The organism is Catonella morbi ATCC 51271 (genome assembly GCF_000160035.2).
Classification (GTDB): domain Bacteria; phylum Bacillota; class Clostridia; order Lachnospirales; family Lachnospiraceae; genus Catonella; species Catonella morbi.
The window spans coordinates 53,479-77,653 of record NZ_KI535369.1; the positions used below are offsets into that span (position 1 = coordinate 53,479).

Sequence of the window (24,175 nt, forward strand, 5' to 3'; positions counted from 1 at the left end):
AAGGTATGCAGATAAGTAATGAGATAAAAAAGATAGAAGAGTATATTTGCGAAAAATTTGAGGAATGGGATTTAGATGATCCGGTGGAAGAAGAATACATTGACGATTATCAGGAAATAGAGGGAGCTTCAGAAGAGGAAATATCTGCTTTTGAGGAGAAATTCGGTATAACTCTGCCTGAAGATGTAAAAGAGCTTTACAGGTATAAAAACGGAAGTAAATATTTAAGCATATTACCTTGTGCTATAGATGAAAGGGAGATGGCATTCAATCTTATGAGCCTTGATGCAATAGAAAAGGCAAAAAAATATTTTCAAAACAGGGATGCTCTTTTAACTGAATTTCCTAAGCATTTTACAAGTGAAGACATTGAGAAGATGAAAGACAGCAGGATAAAGCCTTATCTTTTTAATAAAAAATGGATTCCCTTTGCCGAATATTGTGACAGTTGTTTCCTGATGCTTGATTTTGATCCGGATAAAGAGGGAAAAGAAGGACAGATTATTTGCTACATCCATGATCCTGATGAAGTTATTTATGTGGCAGAAAGCCTTACGGAGTTGATTAAAGGGATAATGGATGAGGTTGAGTAATTGAAAATAAGGATGAAATATGTTATTTTTGGTTCAAATTGATTTTAATAAAACTGATTTGAACTAAATTATCTTAAGAATCTAAATTGCTTATAGGAAGAGAACGGGAATTATAGATGTTTAAAGTTATTTATCGACAGGATATTTTAATATATGAAAAAAGTTTTATGAACAGAGGTTGGTAAAATGGATATACTTGAATACATAAGAGAAAATAAAGATTTTAATAATTTACTCATGAATGAATGTGACATTTATTTTTATGAGCAAATAAGGGAAACACAGTTTTTGGAAAATAATGAGAAATATTCTCTTGGCTGTAAGGCATTTGCACAGGATGGCAGCGGGGGTGAATTTGTTTTCCTGGAGGATGGCAGCATAGGCTTTATAGGAAGTGAAGGTGAAGTCGGAAGAGTAGCGGAAAACCTGAATGAGCTGCTGACATTCTTAATCCATGCAGGTTTTATTTCCGATTTTAGCTGTAAGCATATTTATAAAAACAAAGAGCTGTTAAATAAATATTGCACAGGTTATGTATCAAAAATAAGAGAAAGCTATAAGGCTGAAAATAAGGATTGGGACGAAATCAGGGAGAGTATAGCAAAGAAGCTTTCCCTGACTTTTAATCCGGATAAGCTGTCAGATTTTGCTATGACATTTTATAATGCAGCTACCAGAGAGCCGGCTTTTTCCTGTAAATATCTTGATGGTGAGGAGGAATATACCTGCGATTCTATACTTTCTGATATTGTGGGCTTATGGATAAAGGAACTTACAGGTATGAGCAGGGAGGAGATAGAAGGGATATAGTATGGTTTTATATAACCGGATTGAGCGGAGTATGATATGAGCACATTAGAAAAATATTTAATTGCAGTAAATATCATAGGCTTCCTTATGTATTTTATCAATTTTTTACTTTATAAATTTACAAGTTCTGCCAATGTGGACAATCTTTTAACGATCCTTTCGCTGGCAGGTGGCTCACTCGGAATATTTGTTTTCATTGTACTGTTTGACAGAAAGTCGGTCAAGGAAAATATGATGTCGAGGGTGTTTCTAATCTGTGTATTAATTATTCAAATTATAATATTGTTGTTTATTAAAGGTTTTCACGGAGAAGAGCTGAATTTTGCATTTTGGGAGTTTTTTGGTAAGTATAAAATTCTTATAGTATACTTGGCAATTATCAATTTTATTACTTTTGCTGCCTTTGCTATCGATAAGATACACGCAATCGAAGGTAAGTCAAGAATCAGAATACTTACTTTGCTTGGACTGGCATTTATGGGAGGTTCAGTAGGTGCTTTACTTGGGATTTATATATTAAGGCATAAGACGAAGGTGGACTATTTTACGGTAGGAATCCCGTTGATTATGGTAATGCAGGGAGTTGTGGTATTTTTTGTAATGAATTTTAAGGGGTAGGTGCATAGTTTTGGAAAAATGTCAAAATAGAGGAGTAAAAGTGTTGGAAAACGCAAAAGAAATTCAGAATAACAATCATAAATTACAGGAGGAGACCAGGTATGAATATAGTAGTTTTGGCTGGATGAAATAGTACAGAAAGAGAAGTTTCCATTTCATCAGGTCAAGGAGTTTGTCAGGCATTAAGAGAAAGAAATCATAAGGCAATTTTAGTGGATGCTTATTTTGGAAAAGAATTCATGGATGGCGAACTTTTTTCAGAAGAATATGATACAGAGCAGGCAGCAGCCTGGATGAGAAGCCAGAGCAGCGGTTTTGAGGAGCTTATGAAAACCAGGAAAGAATTCTTTGGTCCTCATGTATTAGAAATCTGTCAGAAAGCGGATATCGTTTTTCTGGCGCTGCACGGAGCCAATGGCGAAGATGGAAAGGTACAGTCAGTGTAGGATTTAATGGGCATCAAATATACAGGCTGTGGACCCTTAAGCAGTGGAATGGCTATGGATAAGGGAATTACCAAGATGGTATTTGAAGCAAAAGGAGTTCCAACACCAAAAGGAATGACTTTGGAAAAAATGATTGCAGCAGCTATTTATCAGACTATGGGATGGACTTTCCGGTTATTGTAAAACCTTGCTGCGGTGATTCCAGTGTAGGGGTATGTATTGCGCACAATCAGCAAGAATACAAAGCAGCGCTTATGGAGGCTTTTTCCTATGAAAACCAGGTCGTGGTAGAGCAATTTATTACAGGAAGAGAATTTTCTGTCGCGGTTGTAGACGGAAAGGCATATCCAGTCGTTGAAATTGCTCCATTAGAAGGATTTTACGATTATAAGAATAAATATTCCGCAGGTTCCTGTGTGGAGACATGTCCTGCAGATTTATCTGCTTCCCTTACAAAAGAAATGCAGATGTATGCAGAAAAAGGTTATGAAGCTTTGAACTTGCAGGCATATGCAAGATTGGATTTTCTTATGGAAGAGGACGGAAGTATGTACTGTCTGGAGGCCAATACACTGCCTGGCATGACACCTACCAGTCTGATTCCACAGGAAGCTCGTGTGATTGGAATGAATTATCCACAGCTTTGTGAAAAACTGATTGAAGTTTCTCTGAAAAAATATCAGTAGAAAAGGGATTCAGGAGGAAAAGCAATGAAGAATCTGACACTTGAACATATTGCAGAAGCCTGTAAAGGCATTTATGTTGGTCCAGAAGAGAAAAAGCAGTTGGAAGTCAAAAGTATTTTCACAGATGGCAGAAAGGCAGAAGAAGGCGGATTATTTGTACCCATTAAAGGTGCAAGAGTAGATGCTCATAATTTTATTGAAGACGTCATGGAAAAGGGTGTTTTTGCAACCTTGTCAGAAAAAGACTTAGGTTAGAAGCCATTTCCTTATATTTTCGTAAAATCTTCTCTTCAGGCAGTAAAGGATATTGCAGAATATTATCTGGAACAGCTTAATATTCCAGTAGTAGGAATCACGGGAAGCGTAGGAAAGACAAGCACAAAGGAAATGATTGCAACCGTTCTTTCCCAGAAGTACAATACCTTAAAAACCCAGGGAAATTTTAATAATGAACTGGGACTGCCGCTGACGGTTTTCAGACTGCGTCAGGAACATGAAATTGCAGTGCTGGAAATGGGAATCAGTGATTTTGGAGAAATGCACCGTCTGGCGAAAATAGCCTGACCGGATACTTGTGTGATTACCAATATTGGTTTGTGCCATTTGGAATTTTTGAAATCAAGAGACGGGATTTTAAAAGCAAAAACAGAGATTTTTGATTTTTTGAAGCCAACAGGACACATTATCTTAAACGTGGATGATGATAAGCTGGTAACCGTAGAAAATGTAAAAGGCATTCAACCGATGTTTTTTGGTATTGAAAATAAGAACGGCGTCTGGGCAGATGAAATCAAGCCGGAAGGTCTGAAAGGAATTTCCTGTTGTATTCATACAGAAAAGGGAAACTTTCCTGTGCTGATTCCGATTCCAGGCCATCATATGGTGTACAATGCTCTGGCAGGCACTGCTGTGGGTCTTACCTATAGTCTTAGTTTGGAGGAAATTAAGGCAGGAATTGAGAGTCTGCAGCCTGTAAGCGGAAGATTCCACATTATTGATACAGGGAAGTATACAGTGGTAGATGATTGTTACAATGCTAATCCGGTTTCCATGAAAGCCTCTCTGGATGTACTCACAGATGCTCTTGGAAGGAAAGTGGCAATTCTAGGTGATATGGGAGAACTGGGAAAAGAGGAAGTGGAAATGCATCGGGAAGTAGGTGTATATGCGGTTTCCAAAAATCTGGATTTGCTTATTTGCATGGGCGAATTGTCACAGTATATGGCAGAAGCAGCGAAACATGCGGCACCGACAAAACCTATTTTCCACTTTAAAACAAAGGAGGAATTGCTGCAGGAACTTCCTCAAATATTACAGAAGGGAGATACCGCTCTGGTTAAGGCATCTCACTTTATGGGATTTGAAGATGTGGTGAAGGAATTGGAGAAGAATAAAATAGATTGGTAAGAAATAAAAGAGAGTTTGTTGCTTAAAAAATAACTTGAGTTGTAAAGAAGCAACAAATTCTCTTTTTATTTTCTGTTCTTTTAGCTGTATTTATTGTGATTTTAATTGCTCAGTTATAGATATTATTTTATCAAATGAAATATGTAAAAAAAATTATATATGCAAAGTGTATAGAGTAAAAGAATTTATATGAGTAAAAATATACAAGTGATATAATTTTCTTCATCAAAGGAAAACATTAAGGAGGACTAAAGTTTGAAACAAAAAAGTAGAGGGCACCCCAAAAAAGAAGAGCATAGCAAACAAACCACCTAACTAGTACAGCGAATATTAAATAACTGTTATATTAAATTGATGATGCTTCAACTTCGCTGATTTCATCCATTTTATATTTCCAATGATAAACAACCGGCTCTCGGTTGACCTCCTCAAAATACTGGTAAATTCGTTCTTTCAATTCCTGTTTAGTATTGACACGAATTCCGCGCAGCATTTGTTTGGTCATCTTGCTAAAGAAGCTTTCATCATGTTTAGCCAGGAACCGTGTTTTGGCGTGAATACAAACTTAAATCTGCTTTTGGGCATTGTATTCAGAAATCGCTGTGTCTCTTTGGAAATAAGAACCAGCACGGGAAATCCGAGTGGATTTGATTTTGCGGTCGCTTTTATCATTTCTAGGACAGCATCCTGCCCAGGAGACTAGTGTGCTGGCATATTGATACTTAGCCAAATATTTCTAGCTGTTATTGCCGTTTTATGGTACAATAAAAGAAACGGCGGTGATATCCTATGGCAAGACCAAAAAAGTACAAAATCAAACTTACGGATGATGAATTAAAAGAATTAAAATCTGTCATCCGAAAAAATAAAACATCCAAAACAATCCGATGCAGATGCCAGATTATTATTGACCTGGATGAGTCCCACGGAAAAGTATTGACTCATGAGCAGTCTGCAAAATCAAATGGTGTATGTCTGGCAACAGTAACCAATACTGTGAAAAAATATTTTGAGGGTGGTATTGATGCAGTAACTGAGTTTAAGCGTAATGTTAATTCTGATAATGCAAGGCGTGTGCTCGATGGACGTGCTGAAGCCCGTATCATTGAACTTGCCTGTGGTCCGGTGCCGGAAGGACATTCAAGGTGGACCATCCGGCTTCTGGAAGAGAAAGCAAAAATTGTTCTTGATACTCCGGTCAGCCGTGAGGCAATCCGAAGAGCCTTAAAAAAACAAACTTCGACCTCACAAAAACGACTACTGGTGCATCCCCCAAAAAGATGATGCCGAATTTATAGCATGTATGGAAGATGTCCTTAATGTATATGAACTCCCATACAATCCTGAAAGACCAGTTGTATGCATGGACGAAAAGCCTTACCAGTTACTGGGCGATGCAAGGAAACCACTGCCCATGCGTCCGGGTGACAATCAGAAAACAGATTCGGAATATGTCAGGAATGGTACCTGCAGCATATTTGCTTTTATCGAACCGCTTGGAGGCACTCATCATGTCAGCGTGCGAGAACATCGTACTGCCTTTGACTGGGCAGAAGAGATAAAATATCTCGTTGATGTCATGTATCCTGATGCAGAAAAAATAATTCTTGTTATGGATAACCTTAACACCCATAAACCGGCGTCCTTGTATAAAAGGTATCCAGCAGATGAGGCAAGACGGATTATCAAGCGTTTGGAAATTCACTATACACCCAAACATGGAAGCTGGCTTGACATTGCAGAAATAGAACTGAATGAAATGACCAGACAGTGTTTGTCACGAAGGATTGAAAATATTGCAAGTCTTCGTGAAGAGTTAGCTGCGTGGGAAGTCGCAGCAAAAGTTAATTGGCAGTTCCGAACTGCTGATGCAAGAGTGAAGTTGAGTTCATTGTATCCTACGTTTACAACAGCTTCCGAATAGGAAGTTGTTGTAATGCTAAATATCAATGTGCCAGCACACTAGGTGTTTATCTGTGGGGAAGACAGACATATCACAGCCAATCTCTGAAAGCACTTGAATAGCAGTCATAGGATTCTTATTGAATCCGGGAACAGTCCTTATTAGATTTAAAGCAGCCTCGTATTTATCACTGAGACAAAGGATTTCCCGTTCTACTTCTGAAATGTGCTTGTTCAGTTCTTCGATGTGATCAAGGCACTGTCTAAGTTTAACAGCTTGTTCTTTTGAAATGGCACCATCAACAGCGGCTTGTATTTCTTCAATAGGAGTCTTACAGCGCCCGTGAACAAAAGGTGCTACATCAAATGTTTCCCCAGGGTGTTGCAAAATCTGTTCTGTAATGGAACGAGAAGATTTACCAAATACATCGGAAAAGACATCGTCAAGTTTTAAATTAGATACTGTAAGACAATTTTGGGCACGATTCTTTTCACCGGTAATCATACAAGTGAGTTTAAAACGGTATCTTACAAGATTGCGAAGCTCCCGGATGTCAGTAGGTGGAATAAAGGAAGGTTTAACCATTCCACACATATAAAGGTCACAAATCCATTTCGCATCCTTGCGGTCAGTCTTGTTCCCTTTCATTGGTTTTGTGTATTTGGGATGAGAAAGAGTAACCCATAGATTGTGTTGCTCTAAAATGTTAAAAACAGGGATCTAATACTTACCGGTAGATTCCATACAAACATCTGTACAGTTATATTTGGCAAGCCAATCACACAGCTCATTCAATCCTTTAGTAAAGGAAGAAAAGCGAGCTTGCTTATATTCAGTACGATTATTGGAATCTGTGATACCGATGCAGGCATAGATCCATGTTTTGTGGACGTCAAGTCCACAGCAGTTAAATTTTAAGATTTTAAAAGACAATAAAATAACCTCCTGAAATTTATAGTTATAAAACTGACAGTGACTGGTCATCTGGCGAGATCGAGTCGACTCCGGAAGAGATAAGTTTACGGGCTACTGTTATACGCCACTCATTGATGCCTTAACGGATGACCGACAACATATAAATATACGAGGTCGCCGCTATACAGCCCCGCCACTCACCTCCACGTGCTCTGTAGTGTGTCAGTCTTATTAGAAAATAATATCAGAAGGAAACTATAATAGATAGTGAAAGGCAATCGAACGTTTCATGACGCATTGGTGCCTTTCGCAGAAAGGCGGATTATAAGTATGAAGAAAAAAATTATGGCAGTGATATTGTGTTTGGCAATGGCTTCAACGTTTGTAGTTGGATGCGGACAGAAAAAAGAGACAGATTTAGGAAAGAGTGCAGAAAAATCTTCAGGTAAGGTAGAAATTGAATTTGTGCAAGTAAAACGTGAAGCAGCAGAAAGCTATACCAAAGTAATTGAAGCATTTCAGAAAAAAAACCCAGATATTGTCATTAAACAGAATGTGGTTCCAGATGCTCAGGAAGTTTTGATGACAAGAGCTAGCAGTGATAATCTTCCAGATATGATGAATCATTGGCCAACAGATGCACAATTTGTGCAGTTTGAGGATGAAGGATTGCTGTTGGATTTATCAGAAAAGGATTATATGAAAAATATAGATAGCAAGTATCTGGATGCTGTAAAAGCAAAAGACGGGAAAAATTACATGGCTCCATACAATGTCAATTTTATGGGAGTTTATTACAATAAAGATAAGTTTGAAAAGGCTGGCTATACTATGCCTACCAAATGGGATGAATTAATTGCTCTTGCTAAAGAAATTAAGGCGAAAGGAGAAACACCATTTGTTTTACCAAATAAGGACTCTTGGGTGGTTTCTGCTTTGTGGTCTAATATTGAAGCAAGAGATTTAGGAAGCCATGAAGACGAATATGAAAAGATGAAAGCAGGAGAAGAGTCTTTTGAGACAATTCCAGAATTTAAAAGCAGTGTAGAAAAAATGATTCAATTGTTGGATTATGCTAATGAAGATTCACTTGCGCTTGGTTATGACCAGGCGATTAATGACTTTGCAAACGGAGAAGGCTGGATGTTTATTCAAGGAAGTTGGACATTACCATCATTTTTGAGTGCAAATCCAGACTTTAATGTAGAATTTGCTGTTCTTCCGAATGATAATGGAAAACCGATTGCAACACAGGCTGTAGATACAGGTTTTTGTGTAAATGCAAAGATAGCAGATGAACCGGAAAAAATGGAAGCCATTGATAAATTTTTATCTTTTGCACTTTCTGTAGAAGGGGCTCAGATTTATACAGATAATGACAAGAGCCCATCTTGTGTAACAGGAGTAAAAGCGGAAGTTCCTCAGTTCCAGCCATTTTTTGACTATGTAAAAGCAAATGGATTTGAAGCAGATGGAGCATATCCTCCAACAGGATTTGAAGATACAAAAAGAGGAAAAATCCAGAATGTATTATTGGATAAGGATGTAGATGCATTCTTAACAGAAATGACAAATGACTGGAAACAAGCGGTAAAAGATTCTAAGTGATTGTTAAGAAGGTGTTGTGAATGAAGAGGATAAGTAAAACTGAAATAAAAGAAATGCGCTCACAATCAAAGAAGAATCGTATTATGTTTGCTTTTACATTGCCAACTGTAATTTTATATACAATATTCTTTTTAGTAACAATGTTAATTGGAGTGTATTATAGCTTTACAGATTGGAATGGTATTTCTAAAGATTATACGTTTGTTGGCCTGGAGAATTATGTAAAAGTATTGACTGACGAAAGATTTAGGGAAGCCCTATGGTTTAATATTGGGTATACGATAGCATTAGTGGTACTTCTTATAGTTATTCCTCTTATGATAGCATTGGCGTTAAACAGAATTAAGAGATTATCTACTCTTTTTCGCTCTATTTATTTTATTCCAGCAGTCATAAGCATGGTCACTGTTGGATTGATTTGGAATGAGTTATTTTATAGAGCAGTTCCAGTTATGGGCGAAATGTTGAATATAGAGGCGTTGTCTACAAGCCCTCTTGGAAATCCTAAACTGGCGGCTATTGCTATTTTGATGATAAATATTTGGCAGGGCTGTGCGATTCCTACAGTGCTTTTTATAGCAGGATTGCAGAGTGTACCGAAGGAACTTTTGGAAGCAGCAACGATTGATGGAGCTGGAAATTGGGCAAGATTTTGGAATGTTATTATACCGTACTTAATTCCAGTATTAAATATGGTAATTATCACACAAGCAAAAGCCGGCTTGACAGTATTTGACTATATTAAAGTTATGACTAATGGAGGGCCTGCACAGTCAACAGAGGCAGTAGGGTTATTGATATATCGCCATGCGATCAATGAAGGAAAATTTAGCATTTCAGTGGCGGAATCTGTGATTTTATTTGTAATCGTGGGGGTTGTAGCTGCATTTTCACTGAGATTGACAAGTAATAAACAGGTAGGTGAGTAAGATGAAAAGAAGTAAAAGTAGCAGAATATTAAAGATATTGTCCTATGTATTATTGATTACAGGAATGATAGTTATTCTCTATCCTTTTTATCTTACTATCATTACCGCTTTAAAGACACCACAGGAATCTTCTCAAAGCTTTTTTTCCTTTCCGCAGAGTTTTTATTTAGGAAATTTTGTAAATGTTCTTCAAAAAGCAAATTATTTTGTGTTTTTTAGGAATTCAGCAGTGGTGACCTTGGTATCTGTATTTTTTATTATGGTTTTGATTCCAATGTGTTCTTATGCAATAGCACGAAATATGGAAAAAAGGTATTATAAGACTATGTATTTTTATCTTCTGGCTGGTATTTTTGTACCATTTCAAGTTATTATGGTGCCATTAGTAAAATATCTTTCAAAATTAAATTTATGTAATATACCTGGCTTAATCATTATGTGTGTTACATTGGCATCTTCTCAAGGGGTATTTTTACTTGTGAATTATATCAGGTCTGTACCTAGAGATTTGGAAGAAGCTGCTTATATTGATGGATGTGGTACGGTAAAGGCTTATGTGAAAATAGTGCTTCCTATGATTAGACCCATTCTAGCAACTATTTTTGTGTTAAATGCACTATGGGTATGGAATGATTTTCAAATGCCTTTATTAATATTAAATCAGTCACAGGATATGTGGACATTGCCATTATTTCAATATAATTTTAAATCACAATATTCGTTTGATTATAACTTAGCATTTGCTTCTTACCTTATTGCTATGATTCCAGTGTTGATAGCATATGCTTGTGCACAGAAGCATATTGTTTCAGGTTTGACACAAGGAGCTGTAAAGTCTTAATATTTAGGGAGGGATGTCAGAAATTACTGACACCCTTCCTGTTTTTGCTTTACAAAGATAAAAAAGTGATAGAAAGGTAGTAACAAATGAAAAAGCGTTCTTTTAGGAGCACTTTTGTAAGTGTGATTTTGGTGATAACCGTTGCAATTTTTATAGTAAATCTTGTTGTGTATGGAATTAATATAAAAGAAATTAGACAGGCTGAAGTTTTGAAAATGAAGACCGCTGGGGAGCGGATAGACGATATGATTACTATATCTTTAAATAATATAAAAGGACTAAAACAAATTTGTTATACGGATAACTATGCTAGAAATATTTTGCTGGAAAATAATGAAAAAAATGATATCGGTATAAAATTCGAAAATCAGAATTACATGGACAATGCATTAAAACATATTGCTTCTATGGACACACTTATTTTGAGAGCTACCATAGTAAATGAATATGGAAACATTTATTGTACGGATACATCTATACCAGAAGAATATGTCAAAACTATTAGAAACATGACAAAAGAGTGGATGCTGTTTGAAGGAAAAGAGAATGAATATTATTATGGGGGCTTACAGGGGGATAACACGAATATTTTAACTTTTTTATATCCTTTATACACGTATGGAAATACGCCTATTGCTCTTTTAGCAGTTGATATTAACTATAAAACATTTCAAAGTATTTTAGAAAATGGTTTTTATGAAAATAGCGGTGAGTGTTTTATTTTGACGGGGGAACAGGAACTGTTTCATATCGGAGAAGATTTATATCAGAAAGAAGAAAAAGGATATATTTTTGATAAAAGTCAAAAAATGATGAAAGAAAATCTAATAGTAGATACATTTCAGAGTAAAGGAAAAATTTTTTATATAAGTTCCAGACAGAACATGCTTTCCGGATGGAAAATTATTCAAGTAATACCAGAAGAAAGGATGTTTGAAGAGGTTAATCAAAAGATAAAGTGGAATAGTATATTTCTCTTAGGAGCATTGATATTAGTGGTTTCTTTTTCTATTTATTATACAAAAAAAATTATTGAACCATTAGAAGAATTTTGTAAAAAAATAAGCCATACTAAAGGAGATCAACTTCAAATTATAAATTTAGAACATATGAAATTAACAAGAGAAATTGCCAATGTGATAGAAAACTACAATGAAATGGAAAATAAAATGAATGAATATCTGGTAAGAGAAATTATTTATGAAAAAAATCAAAGAAAAATTCAGTCTAAAATGCTGCGATATCAAATTAATCCGCACTTTTTATATAATACACTAAATTTAATTGCTTCTATGGGGGAACTTAGCGATTTTCCAGAGATTGTGGAAATTACAAAAAATCTTTCTTGTATTATGCAATACAATGTAAAAGGTAGTCGTTTTGTTTCCTTAAAGACGGAAGTGGAAATGGTAAAGGCATATCTAGAAATTCAGAGAATACGTTTTCATGATTGTTTTAGCGTAGAATATGAGATAGAAAGACAGATTGAGCAAGTAAGAATTGTGAAATTTATTTTACAGCCTATTGTTGAGAATATTTTTGAACATGGATTTACGATGGATGAAAATGACAATAAAATTTGGATTAAGGCGTTCAAATGTGAAAATGATATTGTAATACTCGTAAAAGATAATGGCTGTGGGATTGATAGTGAAAAAAGAGAAGAATTAAATAGAATTCTTTGCGAGAGAACAAGAAGAATTTCTTATATTGATGAGGAAGAAAAAAGTATTGGAATAAATAATGTAAATACTAGAATTAAAAATTACTATGGAGAAAAATATGGAGTGAAAGTTAATAAGGCAGATAAAGGAACGGAGATACAACTATTACTTGGAATTGAAAATCTGGAAGAGGAGAATAAAGATAAATGAAAAAAATATTAGTAGTAGAAGATGAGTATTATGCAAGAAAAAGTATTGTCAAAATCTTACAAGAAAGCGATTTGGACATTCAGGTTTGTGGAGAAGCAGTAAATGGAATGAAGGCCATAGAATTACTAGAAGAATATAAAGATATTGCATTGGTTATAACAGATATACAAATGAAAAAAATGGGAGGATTGGAACTGGCATCATATTTACATAAACATAGACCTGAAATAGATATTCTTATTCTGACTGCCTTTGAAAATTTTGATTATGCAAGAGAGGCATTTCGCTATAATGTAAAAGATTATATCGTAAAACCCATTTATAAAGAAAATCTTTTGCCACCAGTAAAAAAGGTTTTAGAGAAACAGGAAGAGAAGAGTCGAAATCAAGAAAAAATTAAGAATTATTATCAATGGGAGGCAGCCAAAAATTATTTCCCTGTGAAGACAATCGTGGCTCACGAAGAATTGTATAAAGAATTTTTTAGTTATAATGCAATACATCAAGAAGAAAAATTCTGTATAGTTGTTATGCAAGAAGAAGAACTGGTGACAGATGTAGAATTAGTGAATAGAATCATTCAGGAAAAATATAGAGGGTTCATAAAGGATTTCTTTTTTTCTAAAATTAATGAGGAATATGTAATGCTTTTGAGTGGAATAGAATGTATGGATAATGAACTGATTGTTCAGGAGAAAGTAAAAAGTATGTTATCGTATTTTTGTACATGTAAACATATGAATATCACTATGGGTGTAGGACTAGTATATTCATCTAAAGAGAAGGTACATCAGTCTTACAATGAGGCGTTATATGCTTTAAATCAGAGATTGATACAAGGATGGAATAGAGCATATTTTTATAAAAATATGGACGGATATGAAGCAAGAATTGGAAAAGAAGAAGAAATTAAGCTAGAATCTATAGTAAGAACTAGAAAAGAAAAAGAAATTAATCAAGTAATTCACAGTATTTTAGAGGATATAATCATTAAAGAAGAAAGTGCACAGAAACTGTACATGGCAGTTGTAGAAATATTGAAAATTCTAGGGAATTATTATGCAGAATTATATCAAAATGAGGATATTGAAGAATTAAAAGATATAAAAGTTATGTTTTCCAGACGTTATGATTTGTACAAATTTAAACATATTGAGGAGCTGGAAAACTATCTGAAAGAAATGGTAATAGTGATATGTAGCGGAAAAGAAAATACAAAGAAAAAAAGTAAAATTGTTGAAGAAATTGTTCATTATGTAGAAGATAATTATTATAAAAATATTTCTTTAAGAGAGTTAGCTGAAAATAAATATTTTATGAATTATTCTTATTGTAGTAGATTATTTAGCCAAGAAACAGGAATGACTTTTTCGAAATATTTAATTCAATATCGTTTAAAAAAGGCAAAAACATTGTTAGAAAATAAAGATATGAAGATTAGTTTTATAGCATTTGAAGTGGGATATAATGACGTTTCTCATTTCATTCAATCATTCAAAAAAAGTTATGGATTAACGCCAGAAGAGTATCGAGCGAGGAAAAAAATTGAGTGAAAATAAGGAAAAAAGTTATATCCTGCAAGTAAAAATATTCATAAAGTTGCGTCCTTTATTATGCTAAAATCAAATTCAAGAAAGGTAATTAGGAGGTAACATATGGGTAGAAAAGTAGAAGTAAGCTATAATCCACAGTTGGGGTATTTACAAACAATATTCCATCACAATTTTGATTTTTTAACAGGTATAAAAAGTTATACAGAGAGAACAGATGGAGTAGAATTTGTAGTAGATACTTACAAAGAGAACACAGTAAAAGTGTTCATTCAATGTGTTGGGGAAACCGCATTTCGTTTTCGTATGTATACGCCTGGAAATGAGCAGCCTTTTGATAATAGTATATATCAGTTAGAAGGACAGAATGGTGTAAATATAACGGAAAACGAAGAATTTATTTCTATATCTAAAGGGAAGATAGAAGCTAGGGTTAGGAAATATCCGTGGGAAGTTAGCTATTATCTTGATGGAAAGTTAAAAACAAAAGAGCAGATTAAAGATTCCAATGTGGATAATATGTGTAAAAATTTGCCCGTAGGATTCACTTATGATGAAAATAAAGAGATTATTGGCGTTAATGAAACAATGTATTTATATGCAGATGAAGAATTCTACGGTTTCGGAGAAAAATTTACGAATTTTGGTAAGAGAGGACAGACTATTAATTGTTGGCAAACAGATGCTCTAAGCACGAATACGGAAAAATCTTATAAAAATCATCCTTTCTTCATGAGTAGTAGGGGATATGCTATTCTGTTAAATACTTATACAAGGTCGAAATTTGAGATGGGTAGTTTTTCAAATGTGGCATATAACATGAGCGTAGAAGATAAAGTCTTAGACTACGTCATTTGGATGGGAAATGATTATAAGGCACTTTTAAAGTCTTATATAAATCAAACTGGAAAAATTCCTATGATTCCCAAGTGGGCTCTGGGACTTTGGATGTCAAAATGTTCTTATCAAACTCAAGATGAAATTTATGAAGTAGTAAAGATTTCTAAAGAAAGGGATATTAAGATTGATGTAATACATATCGATGGATGGCAGAAACAAGGTGATGCAGGCGCTTGGGTCTGGGACTATGAAAGATTTCCTAATCCAGAAGAAATGATTTACAAGTTAAAAAAGGAGGGAATCCACCTTTGTCTTTGGATTTTCCCCTATATTGATGAGAATTCAAAATATTTTAAAGAAGCAGAAGAAAAGGGATTTTTAGTAAAAAATACAAAAGGTGTTACAAGCAGATTTTATTCTACGGCAACAAGTACCTCAAAGGTAGGATGCTTTGACTTTACAAACCCACATTTTTTAGAGTGGTACAAGCCTAAAGTAAGGTCAGTTGTTAGTATGGGCATTGGAGCAGTAAAAACTGATTTTTCAGAAGCTGTTCCAGAAGATGCGGTTTATTTCGATGGTTCTACAGGAATTCAGGGACATAATAAACTAACATTTTTATATGCCAAAACAATTTATGATGTTATGGCAGAAGTGAAAATCCCTTTAGGAGAACTTCCAATGCTTTGGGGAAGAAGTGGATATGCAGGCTCTCATACTATTCCAGCAGCGTGGGCAGGAGATTCATCTACCCATTTAAATAATCATGCATGTATTCTTAGAGGAGGCTTAAGTGCTTCTATGAGTGGAATTCCTTTTTGGGGATTTGATATGGGGGGATTCTATAATACAGATCATGAAGGGTATGAATGTGTTCCTACAGATGAGGAGTATATTAGAAGTTGTCAGTTTGGATTTTTTAATTCACTTAGCCGATGTCATGGGAAAACACCAAGAGAACCCTGGAATTTTGGAGAAAAAGCAGAAAAGATTTTTAAGGAATTTAATGATATAAGACATTTATTATTACCGTATCTGTACAGTACAACTTATAAAACACACCTCTCAGATATACCTGTAATTAGGCCAGTAGTAATGGAATATCCAGAGGATAGAAGTGCCCGTAATGTAGAGTTGGAATATTTTCTAGGAGATTCTCTTTTGGTTGTACCAGTATTTGATCAGAATGAGGATGAAATAGATGTATATTTGCCAAATGGACAATGGATTGATTTGTTTACACATGAAAGAATAAAAGGCAGTAGATGGGTTAAGAGAAAAATCGAAGTAGATAAGATTCCAGTGTTTATTCGTCAAAATAAAATGATTCCAATGTTAACCAAGATTCCAGAGAATATTGAAGAAAAGTACGAAAATTTAGATGTCATATTATTTTGTGAAGATGAAATTAGAGACACGTATATTGATGATGGTAACGTACAGAATTTGAAAGCAAAGATAGAAGAGGGAACCTTGTTTATAAACACGGATATGAATGCCAGCTATTTTACTGTATACGCAGAAAAATGTTTGGACAACGCTGTGGTAAATGGACAGAACTGGGAAATCAAAAAGGAAAAAGAAGGATACTATAAGATTGCTTTAGAAAAATAAAAAGGAGTTAAGACAAAATTTGAATAAAGAAAGAACCATTTTATATCTGTTCAGCATAAATGCAATTATTTATATTGCCAGCGGTTTTTATACACCTTTTTTATCTGCTTATTATGCACAGAAAGGAATTGATGCTGAGAAGATAGGGATTCTTTTGATGATTGGTCCGTGTGTTGTTTTGTTAATACAGAGGTTTTGGGCAAAAATTAGTGATAGGACGGGTAAAAGAAAAGAGGTTCTTCTGGTTACAATAGTGGGAAGTGGATTTAGCATGCTTTTATACTATCTGGGAAATAGTTTTCTTTGTATGTTTTTTGCAACGGTTGTGGTAACTTCCTTTACCACAGCCGTAATTCCCTTAAGTGACGCAATTTTGATTGCTCGCTCTTTAAAAGAAGGATATTCCTATTCAATTATTCGTCTTGGAGGAACTCTAGGATATGCTGTTATGACAATTTGTGCAGGAATGTACTTAAAGACAAGACCACAGATGCAATTTGTATTTGCATTTTTCGCCTATATGATTTTGTTTTGTTTTTGTATAGGATTAAAAGAGGAAAGAAATGGGCAGATAGTAATAAATGAAGTTGTTCAAGAAAATAAGCAAAACAGGATATTTAAAAATCGAGATGTGTATATAGTTTTGGGGTTAGCGTTTATAAGTCAGATGGGCTTGAGTTTTTATACGGGTTTTATTGGGCCGTATATTCTTGAAAAAGGTTACACACAGTCAACCATTGGGGTTATAAATAGCATTTCAGCATTAAGCGAAGTTCCAGTGTTATTTTATATAAACAGAATGCTTAGAAAGTATGGAACAATAAAGATTTTATTTTTATCTTGTTTTCTTATGGGAATTAGAATTCTTCTTCCAATAAGAAGTGGAATTATTGGAATAGTTTTGGCTCAACTGTTACAAGGAGTTACATATATGACTATGTATTATAGTTGTGCGGTATATATTAGTACTTGTGTGTGTGAAAAATATCAAACAAAAGGACAAAGTATACTAAATGTTGTACAGTTTGGATTAGGAGCCATTGTTGGAAATTTAGTAGGAGGAAAGTTAATTCACCTTCTAGGATATGAAAAAGGGTATTTACTTATGGCAGGAATTATTACTTTAATGACGATATGTGCTTTGATTGTATATTTCTGGAAAAATCGAGAGCAAAGAAATGGAGGGGATGTGTGTGAAATTTGATGTGATCGGATTGGATAGCCCTTGCGTAGATCTTGCAGTAAATGTTAGGTGCTTTCCAAAACCTAATGGAGCAGAGAGGATACAGAATTTGAGTTGGCAAGGAGGAGGAAAAGTAGCTTCCGGTATGGTAGCAGCGGCAAGATTGGGGCTTTGCTGTGGAATAATGGGAAATGTTGGAGATGATAAATATGGAACTTTTTGTCTTAGAGATTTTCAAGACCATGGAATTGATACAGAACAAATGTGTGTGAGAAAAAATAGAACAACTAATTTTGATATTGTAATTAGTGACGAAGGTTCTATGGGACGAAGTTTTGTTTTTTATCCAGGAAACGCAGAATGTATGACAGAGGAAGAATTGAATATAGAATATATTTCAAATTCTAGTTATTTTTATATGGCCAACTTAGATTCGGTGACGAAAAAAGCAGCTCAAATGGCAAAACAAAAAGGAAGCAAAATTTTTATGGATGCTGACTATTATACAGATGAATTGTTGGATGCTATTTCTTGGATAGATATATTTATTGGCTCAGAATTTGTTTACGAAAAGATGTTAGAAGCTGGAAAAAGTGTAAAAGAAAATTGCGAATATTTATATAATAAGGGATCAGAAATTGTGATTTTTACATTCGGAGAAAAGGGCTGTGCGGGGATCAGCAAAGAAGGATTTTTTGAAATTCCTGCTTTTGATGTAGATGTAAAGGATACGGTGGGAGCAGGGGATGTTTTTCATGGTGCTTTTTTAGCAGCAATAGTTAAAGGCCTGTCTCCTAAAGATGCTGCAAGATTCGCAAGTGGAGTAGCTGCAATCAAATGTACCAGAATTGGGGGAAGAGCAGGAATTCCTAATTGGGAAGTAACAGATAACTTTTTAGAAACAGGCGAGATTGATTACAGAGAAATTGATGAAAGAGTAAAAAAGTATGGTAGGGGGCTAGAGTATGTATAGGGAAACTTTAACTTTGGGTGTAGTACCAAATAAAAGAAGCTTTTTGAGTATGGTGGAAGCAAAACTTCAGAAGGATTGTTTTATGGAAGAAATTCGGAAGATTAAAGCTTCTTTAGTAGAAATCGTGGATATAGATGATATATGCGAGAATGGAATTGTTTGCGAAATGGACAAAGTAAACGCAATTGTGGATAAAATGAAAAATAGAAAAATTGATGCATTATTTTTCCCTTTCTGTGATTTTGGAGAAGAACAAGTAGTGGCAACGATTGCTTCTAAATTTACAGTACCTATTTTGATATGGGGACCAAGAGATGAAAGGCCGAATACTGATGAGGCTAGGGGAAGAGATACACAGTGCGGTATGTTTGCAGCTACAAAGGTTTTACAGCGCTATGGTTTGAAATATAGTTACATTTATAATTGTACTACGAAAAGTGAAGAATTTTTAAAAGGGTATGAAACATTTATTAGAACAGCAGCAGTTTTAAAATCTCTTCGTACTTTGCGAATTGCTAAAATAGGAGAACGTCCAGTGCCTTTTATGAGTGTTATGACTAACGAAGCAAATTTGATTAAGAGGTTCGGCATTACAACTGTCCCTATTTCACCAGTAAAAATTTGTAACAGAGCTAGGAAAATTCTAGAGGAGAAAGGAAAAGAATATATAAAGTATGAGGAGGAATTTGTGAGAAAATTCCCTGATGGAGAAAATTTCCAACAAATATGTGCGACAAAATTAGCAATTCAGGAATTAATGGAAGAAAACAATTGTTCTGTGGCAGCATTTGAGTGCTGGTCTGCTTTTCCAACTTTAATGGGGTTGTGCCCTTGCGTTGTTTTGGGAGAAATGGCAGATAATGGAATGCCTCTTTCCTGTGAAACAGATATAAATGGAGCCATTACTCTAGCAATCTTAAGAGCTTGCAATTTATTTGAAGAATCAGAATTTTTAGCAGATTTGACTATTCGTCATCCTCAAAATGATAATGCAGAACTTTTATGGCATTGCGGTCCATTTCCTTATTCTTTGAAAAAAGATGGGGTAGAGGCAAAATTAGTAGATGGACAAGAACGCTTTGAATTAAAACAAGGTGATTTAACAGTTTGTAGGTTCGATGATATAGATGGAGAATATTATTTATTTGCGGGGGAAGCCAAAACTACAACAGGACCGAAGACGAATGGTACTTATGTATGGATGGAAACTGATAACTGGAAACGTTGGGAAGAAAAGTTAATGTTTGGCCCATACATACATCATTTAGGCTGTGTTTATGGTCACTACTTACCTGTTTTGAGAGAGGTATCTAGATATTTGGGAATTCATTTTGATAATGCTCATGAGCAAGGAATTTATAGTTTATAGGAGTAGGTATTATGAGAGAGATTCAGGTACAAAAATTAACAAAAGATAATTTTGGAAAATATGGGGAATTTTTAGATTTACTAGATGAGAGTGAACTGAAAAAGAAGTCTATTTTTCAGGAGGGTTTTTTTGCAGATGTGGTAGCGTTAGAATTTAACCAGGGTAATCAACCTACAATTTCTGTGTGCCATGTTAAAAAACAAAGCGACAATATCATTTCTTTTCTCGAAGCACATCAATATGCATGTGAAGGACTTCTTCCACTAGATGGAGATGTGATTATTTTTGTAGGAATTATGGATAGAGATTTTAGAACCGAAAGTATAGAAGCTTTTTATGTTCCAAAGGGAACATTCGTAAAATTGAATCCGCTGATTGTTCATGGAACACAGTATCCAGTGGATAAAGAAGATGTTCATATTGTTTGTATACTACCTGGAAGAACTTTTAAGAATGATATGTTGAGTAGAAGGTTGGAAACAGGAGAGCAGATAAGGATTACAAGGGGGTGTAAAAAATGAGATATAAAAAATTTAAAAATGCAGAGATCGAAGTATCACAGCTAGCGGTAGGGACTTGGGCAATCGGAGGTCAAAACTATGGAAAAGTGGATAAAAACGAAGCTATTTATGCAATTCGAAAAATGATAGAAAAGGGAGTAAATCTTATTGATACAGCTCCCTGCTACGGAAATGGAACTTCAGAAAAAATTGTAGGAGAAGTTTTGAAAGAAATTCCAAGGGAACAGGCGTTAATTTCCACAAAGTTTGGCTTGATTCCGGATATCTATACACATGGATATAAAAAAGATACGAGTTATAAAAATGCTATGAGAGAAATTCAAAGTTCTTTGATGAATTTGGAAACAGACTATATAGATTTTTATTTTGTTCATTGGCCAGATGTAAATACGCCTATAGATGAAACTATGGCTGCGTTGGAGGAAATGAAGCGTAAAGGCTATATACGTTATGTTGGTGTATCTAATTTTACGGCAGAACAGATAAAAGAAGCAGAACAATATATTCAGATTGATGTACAGCAGCCATTATATTCTATGGTCGATAGAGGGTTTGAAGATTTGATGTCTTGGGGATATGATAGAGGAATTGATTCTATGACATATGGTTCTATGGGAGCGGGCATTCTTTCTGGAAAAATAAGAAGTATGCCTTCTTTTGAAAAAAATGATTTACGTTTAAACTTTTATGATATTTATAAAGAACCCAAATTTTCAAAAATTATGGAATTGCTAAAAGTAATGGATAGTATTGCAGATGGTCATAATGTACCAGTGGGACAGGTTGCATTAAATTGGAGTACCCAGAAAGAATATGTAGGTACAGCTTTAGTAGGCGTTAGAAGTATTGAGCATGCTGATGAAAACTGTAAGACATTCGACTGGAAATTAACAGAAGAGGAAATGAAAATTTTAGATAGTAAAATTGAAGAGTGTGCATTGTAGGAGGGAAGAATATGCCTAAAGCAAAAGTAAAAGATATTTTAACATATGCAACAGAAAATAGGTTTGGTGTTGCTGCAATTAATACTTTAAATATTGAAACTGTTAAATATGTTATAGAAGCAGCAGAAAGAGAAAGAGTTCCCATAATTGTTCAGTTTTATCCCGGATTTTCAGACTACACAGATTTAAAGCATTTGGCTTTTGCAGCCTGCAATATGGCAGAAAAAGCATCTATTCCTGTTGGAGTACATCTGGATCATTCTGTAACATATGAAATTGCAGTAGGAGGGATTCGGGATGGATTTCCTTCAGTTATGATAGATGGTTCAACGAAACCTTTCCAAGAAAATGTAGAACTAACTAAAAATGTGGTGCGTGTGGCTAAGGTGTTTGGAATTGACGTTGAAGCAGAGCTAGGGCATGTTGGAAATGGAGATAACATTGACGCAATTGATAATATGAACTATTATACTAAAGTAGAAGATGCAGTAAGATTTGTGGAACAGGCGGGTTGTGATTCACTTGCTATTGCTGTTGGAAATGCTCATGGTCCGTATGTGAAAACACCGAATTTAGATTTAGAAAGAATTTATGCTATACGAAAAAAGGTAAATATTCCTTTGGTACTACATGGATGTTCTGATATTCCAGAAGAACAGATAAAAGAAGCTGTAAATTTAGGAATGAGCAAATTTAATATTGCTACAGAGTATTTTCGTACCATGTATCAAAGTATAGAAAAGCGGATTAATAACCATGAATTTGAGGGGAATGGAGTCAAATTAATGTATGACATTAAAGAAGAGATGATTGATTTTGTGATTCAGAAAATAAGGTTATTAAATCCAAATAAGTATTCTATGTAAACTTAGTATTAGGAAAAGGGATGGAAATAGAGATGACAAAACAATTTAATTATGATGATTTGCCAGTTATTCAAACCAGACAAGGCAAGATTCGAGGATATCAGAGTGGGGGAACCTATATTTTTAAAGGGATTGTATATGCTCGAGCTAAGAGATTTCAAAAAGCGGAAGAACCTGAATGTTGGGATGGTATTAAGGAAGCCACTTCTTATGGTTATGTAAGTCCTATGTTGCAAGAAGATGTTCCAAATGGTGAGTTGATGGTTCCACACAGATATTGGATTCAAAATGAAAATTGTCAGAATTTAAATATATGGACGCAATCCCTTGATAAAATGGCAATGAGGCCAGTGCTTGTATGGTTCCATGGAGGTGGATTTTCTATGGGAAGTTCTATTGAGCAAAAAGCATACAATGGAGAGAATATGAGTAAGTATGGAGATGTAGTTGTCGTTACGGTGAATCATAGGCTTAATATTCTTGGGTATTTAGATTTGTCTCAATATGGTGAAAAATACGCAGATTCTGCAAATGCAGGGCAGAAAGATCTAATTGCTGCTTTAAAGTGGATAAAAGAAAATATAAAGGAATTTGGTGGAAATCCTCAGAATGTAACAATTTTTGGACAATCTGGTGGAGGTATGAAAGTGAGCGGTCTAATGCAGATGAAAGAAGCAGATGGACTGTTTCAAAAAGGAATTATTATGAGTGGTGTTCCAGATAAATCATATAAATATAGTGATAAAGATTCTACACCTTTGATTACAGCATTACTGGAAGAATTAAATTTTACAGAAGATGAGGTGGATAAACTAGAAGACATTCCTTATGCTCAGTTGGCTCAAGCTTATAATAAAGTGAGTCCTAAATTAGAAGCAGAAGGTGAATATGTTGGATGTACACCGAAGCCTAATGATTTTTATAAAGGAGAAGGACCAGATGTAGGGTTTCGTAAAGAGGCTACAAAGATACCACTTATGATAGGAAGCGTCTTTGGAGAGTTTTATATGAAACCACAGACTTTTTTTAAAGATGAGATATCAAAAGAAGAACTAATGAAAAGAATTGGTGATAGATTTGGAGATTGGGGAGAAGAATTATCCGATGTTTTTCAGGAGGTTTATCCAGAGAAAAATTTAGCTGATTTACTTACATTGGATACAGTATTTCGTTGTCCTACTAAAAAGTTTATAAAAGAGTTTGCAAAATCAGGAGGTAAAATCTATTCGTATCTTTTTACGTTGGAATTTCCTTATCAGCATGGAAAGACAGCATGGCATTGTTCGGATATACCATTTATATTTCATAATACAGAGCTAGTTCCTGTAACGAATATACCAGAGATTTCAGACAAACTGGAAAAGCAGATGTTTGATGCGGTTATTCATTTTGTAGAGACAGGAGATCCTAATCATCTAGGAATTCCGCAATGGCCCGTTTCTACAGAAGATAGAGAGGCAACAATGATTTTTGATAGAGTTTGTACAGTGCGTTTTAATTTTGATGATTATTTACTAGAATTATATAAGAAAGCTCTTCCAAATTTAACACTGGCGAATATAACTCAAGAAGATAATCAAATACAGCATTGATGTAATTAAAAGGGGCTATCGGTCAATACCGATTTTTAGGCTCTAAATCTTAAAATACGAATCTCCCATAGAAATCAGTATTTTTAATACTTG

General features: G+C 34.7%; 18 protein-coding genes and 5 pseudogenes. 20 read left to right on the top strand and 3 right to left on the bottom strand.

Annotated elements, in window-relative coordinates:
- The first annotated feature begins 5 nt into the window (after positions 1-5).
- From GCWU000282_RS10830 to GCWU000282_RS17550, 5 genes and pseudogenes are all read left to right on the top strand, one after another.
- Positions 6-593: an SMI1/KNR4 family protein gene (locus GCWU000282_RS10830; protein ID WP_023355165.1), complete on the top strand. Its 588-nt coding sequence runs from the start codon at positions 6-8 to the stop codon at positions 591-593.
- Positions 594-779: 186 nt separating this feature from the next.
- Positions 780-1,403: a hypothetical protein gene (locus tag GCWU000282_RS10835; protein ID WP_023355166.1), complete on the top strand. Its 624-nt coding sequence runs from the start codon at positions 780-782 to the stop codon at positions 1,401-1,403.
- A 36-nt stretch (positions 1,404-1,439) separates the two neighbouring features.
- A complete protein-coding gene (locus GCWU000282_RS16365; RefSeq protein WP_023355167.1) occupies positions 1,440-2,021 on the top strand; it encodes a DUF1294 domain-containing protein in 582 nt (193 codons plus the stop codon).
- Between the two features lie 152 nt (positions 2,022-2,173).
- Positions 2,174-3,153, top strand: a pseudogene (locus tag GCWU000282_RS17545) (D-alanine--D-alanine ligase family protein).
- A 24-nt stretch (positions 3,154-3,177) separates the two neighbouring features.
- Positions 3,178-4,560, top strand: a pseudogene (locus GCWU000282_RS17550) (UDP-N-acetylmuramoyl-tripeptide--D-alanyl-D-alanine ligase).
- 346 nt (positions 4,561-4,906) lie between these two features.
- On the opposite strand, the pseudogene GCWU000282_RS17555 reads toward GCWU000282_RS17550, so the two are convergent.
- Together GCWU000282_RS17555 and GCWU000282_RS17655 are read right to left on the bottom strand one after the other, a co-directional pair.
- Positions 4,907-5,175, bottom strand: a pseudogene (locus GCWU000282_RS17555) (transposase); the annotation flags it as partial.
- Positions 5,171-5,272, bottom strand: a pseudogene (locus GCWU000282_RS17655) (transposase); the annotation flags it as partial. The pseudogenes GCWU000282_RS17555 and GCWU000282_RS17655, both read right to left, overlap by 5 nt.
- A 77-nt stretch (positions 5,273-5,349) precedes the next feature.
- On the opposite strand from GCWU000282_RS17655, the gene GCWU000282_RS10855 reads away from it, so the two are divergent.
- Together GCWU000282_RS10855 and GCWU000282_RS10860 are read left to right on the top strand one after the other, a co-directional pair.
- Positions 5,350-5,844 carry a helix-turn-helix domain-containing protein gene (locus tag GCWU000282_RS10855; RefSeq protein WP_023355177.1) on the top strand — a complete coding sequence of 165 codons (495 nt, stop codon included), beginning with the start codon at positions 5,350-5,352 and terminating at the stop codon, positions 5,842-5,844.
- On the top strand, positions 5,828-6,484 hold the full coding sequence (locus tag GCWU000282_RS10860) for an IS630 family transposase (RefSeq protein ID WP_156913137.1): 657 nt from the start codon (positions 5,828-5,830) through the stop codon (positions 6,482-6,484). Before GCWU000282_RS10855 ends, GCWU000282_RS10860 begins: the two co-directional genes overlap by 17 nt.
- 30 nt (positions 6,485-6,514) lie before the next feature.
- On the opposite strand, the pseudogene GCWU000282_RS15990 reads toward GCWU000282_RS10860, so the two are convergent.
- Positions 6,515-7,396, bottom strand: a pseudogene (locus tag GCWU000282_RS15990) (IS110 family RNA-guided transposase); the annotation flags it as partial.
- Between the two features lie 312 nt (positions 7,397-7,708).
- On the opposite strand from GCWU000282_RS15990, the gene GCWU000282_RS10875 reads away from it, so the two are divergent.
- The 13 genes from GCWU000282_RS10875 to GCWU000282_RS10935 all read left to right on the top strand — a co-directional run bounded on the left by GCWU000282_RS10875 (position 7,709) and on the right by GCWU000282_RS10935 (position 24,082).
- Positions 7,709-8,986 (top strand): ABC transporter substrate-binding protein, encoded by a 1,278-nt coding sequence (locus GCWU000282_RS10875; RefSeq protein ID WP_035040583.1) that lies wholly within the window; start codon positions 7,709-7,711, stop codon positions 8,984-8,986.
- A gap of 20 nt (positions 8,987-9,006) precedes the next feature.
- A complete protein-coding gene (locus GCWU000282_RS10880) occupies positions 9,007-9,915 on the top strand; it encodes a carbohydrate ABC transporter permease (RefSeq protein ID WP_023355181.1) in 909 nt (302 codons plus the stop codon).
- Between the two features lies 1 nt (position 9,916).
- A complete protein-coding gene (locus tag GCWU000282_RS10885) occupies positions 9,917-10,756 on the top strand; it encodes a carbohydrate ABC transporter permease (RefSeq protein WP_035040585.1) in 840 nt (279 codons plus the stop codon).
- Positions 10,757-10,842: 86 nt separating this feature from the next.
- The gene (locus GCWU000282_RS10890; protein WP_023355183.1) at positions 10,843-12,630 is read left to right on the top strand and encodes a sensor histidine kinase; all 1,788 of its coding nucleotides are present in this window, start codon (positions 10,843-10,845) and stop codon (positions 12,628-12,630) included.
- The gene (locus GCWU000282_RS10895) at positions 12,627-14,183 is read left to right on the top strand and encodes a helix-turn-helix domain-containing protein (RefSeq protein WP_023355184.1); all 1,557 of its coding nucleotides are present in this window, start codon (positions 12,627-12,629) and stop codon (positions 14,181-14,183) included. Before GCWU000282_RS10890 ends, GCWU000282_RS10895 begins: the two co-directional genes overlap by 4 nt.
- 102 nt (positions 14,184-14,285) lie before the next feature.
- Positions 14,286-16,634: a glycoside hydrolase family 31 protein gene (locus GCWU000282_RS10900; protein WP_023355185.1), complete on the top strand. Its 2,349-nt coding sequence runs from the start codon at positions 14,286-14,288 to the stop codon at positions 16,632-16,634.
- 19 nt (positions 16,635-16,653) lie between these two features.
- On the top strand, positions 16,654-17,838 hold the full coding sequence (locus GCWU000282_RS10905) for an MFS transporter (RefSeq protein ID WP_023355186.1): 1,185 nt from the start codon (positions 16,654-16,656) through the stop codon (positions 17,836-17,838).
- Positions 17,822-18,790: a carbohydrate kinase family protein gene (locus GCWU000282_RS10910; protein ID WP_242828963.1), complete on the top strand. Its 969-nt coding sequence runs from the start codon at positions 17,822-17,824 to the stop codon at positions 18,788-18,790. The genes GCWU000282_RS10905 and GCWU000282_RS10910 overlap by 17 nt, the downstream gene beginning before the upstream one ends.
- A complete protein-coding gene (locus GCWU000282_RS10915) occupies positions 18,783-20,159 on the top strand; it encodes an L-fucose/L-arabinose isomerase family protein (RefSeq protein WP_023355188.1) in 1,377 nt (458 codons plus the stop codon). Before GCWU000282_RS10910 ends, GCWU000282_RS10915 begins: the two co-directional genes overlap by 8 nt.
- 11 nt (positions 20,160-20,170) lie before the next feature.
- Positions 20,171-20,680 carry an ureidoglycolate lyase gene (locus GCWU000282_RS10920; RefSeq protein ID WP_023355189.1) on the top strand — a complete coding sequence of 170 codons (510 nt, stop codon included), beginning with the start codon at positions 20,171-20,173 and terminating at the stop codon, positions 20,678-20,680.
- Entirely contained in the window at positions 20,677-21,624 is a 948-nt protein-coding gene (locus GCWU000282_RS10925) for an aldo/keto reductase (protein WP_023355190.1), read from the top strand. Before GCWU000282_RS10920 ends, GCWU000282_RS10925 begins: the two co-directional genes overlap by 4 nt.
- An 11-nt stretch (positions 21,625-21,635) precedes the next feature.
- Positions 21,636-22,490: a class II fructose-bisphosphate aldolase gene (locus GCWU000282_RS10930; protein ID WP_023355191.1), complete on the top strand. Its 855-nt coding sequence runs from the start codon at positions 21,636-21,638 to the stop codon at positions 22,488-22,490.
- A 20-nt stretch (positions 22,491-22,510) separates the two neighbouring features.
- Entirely contained in the window at positions 22,511-24,082 is a 1,572-nt protein-coding gene (locus GCWU000282_RS10935) for a carboxylesterase/lipase family protein (protein ID WP_023355192.1), read from the top strand.
- Positions 24,083-24,175 lie beyond the last annotated feature (93 nt).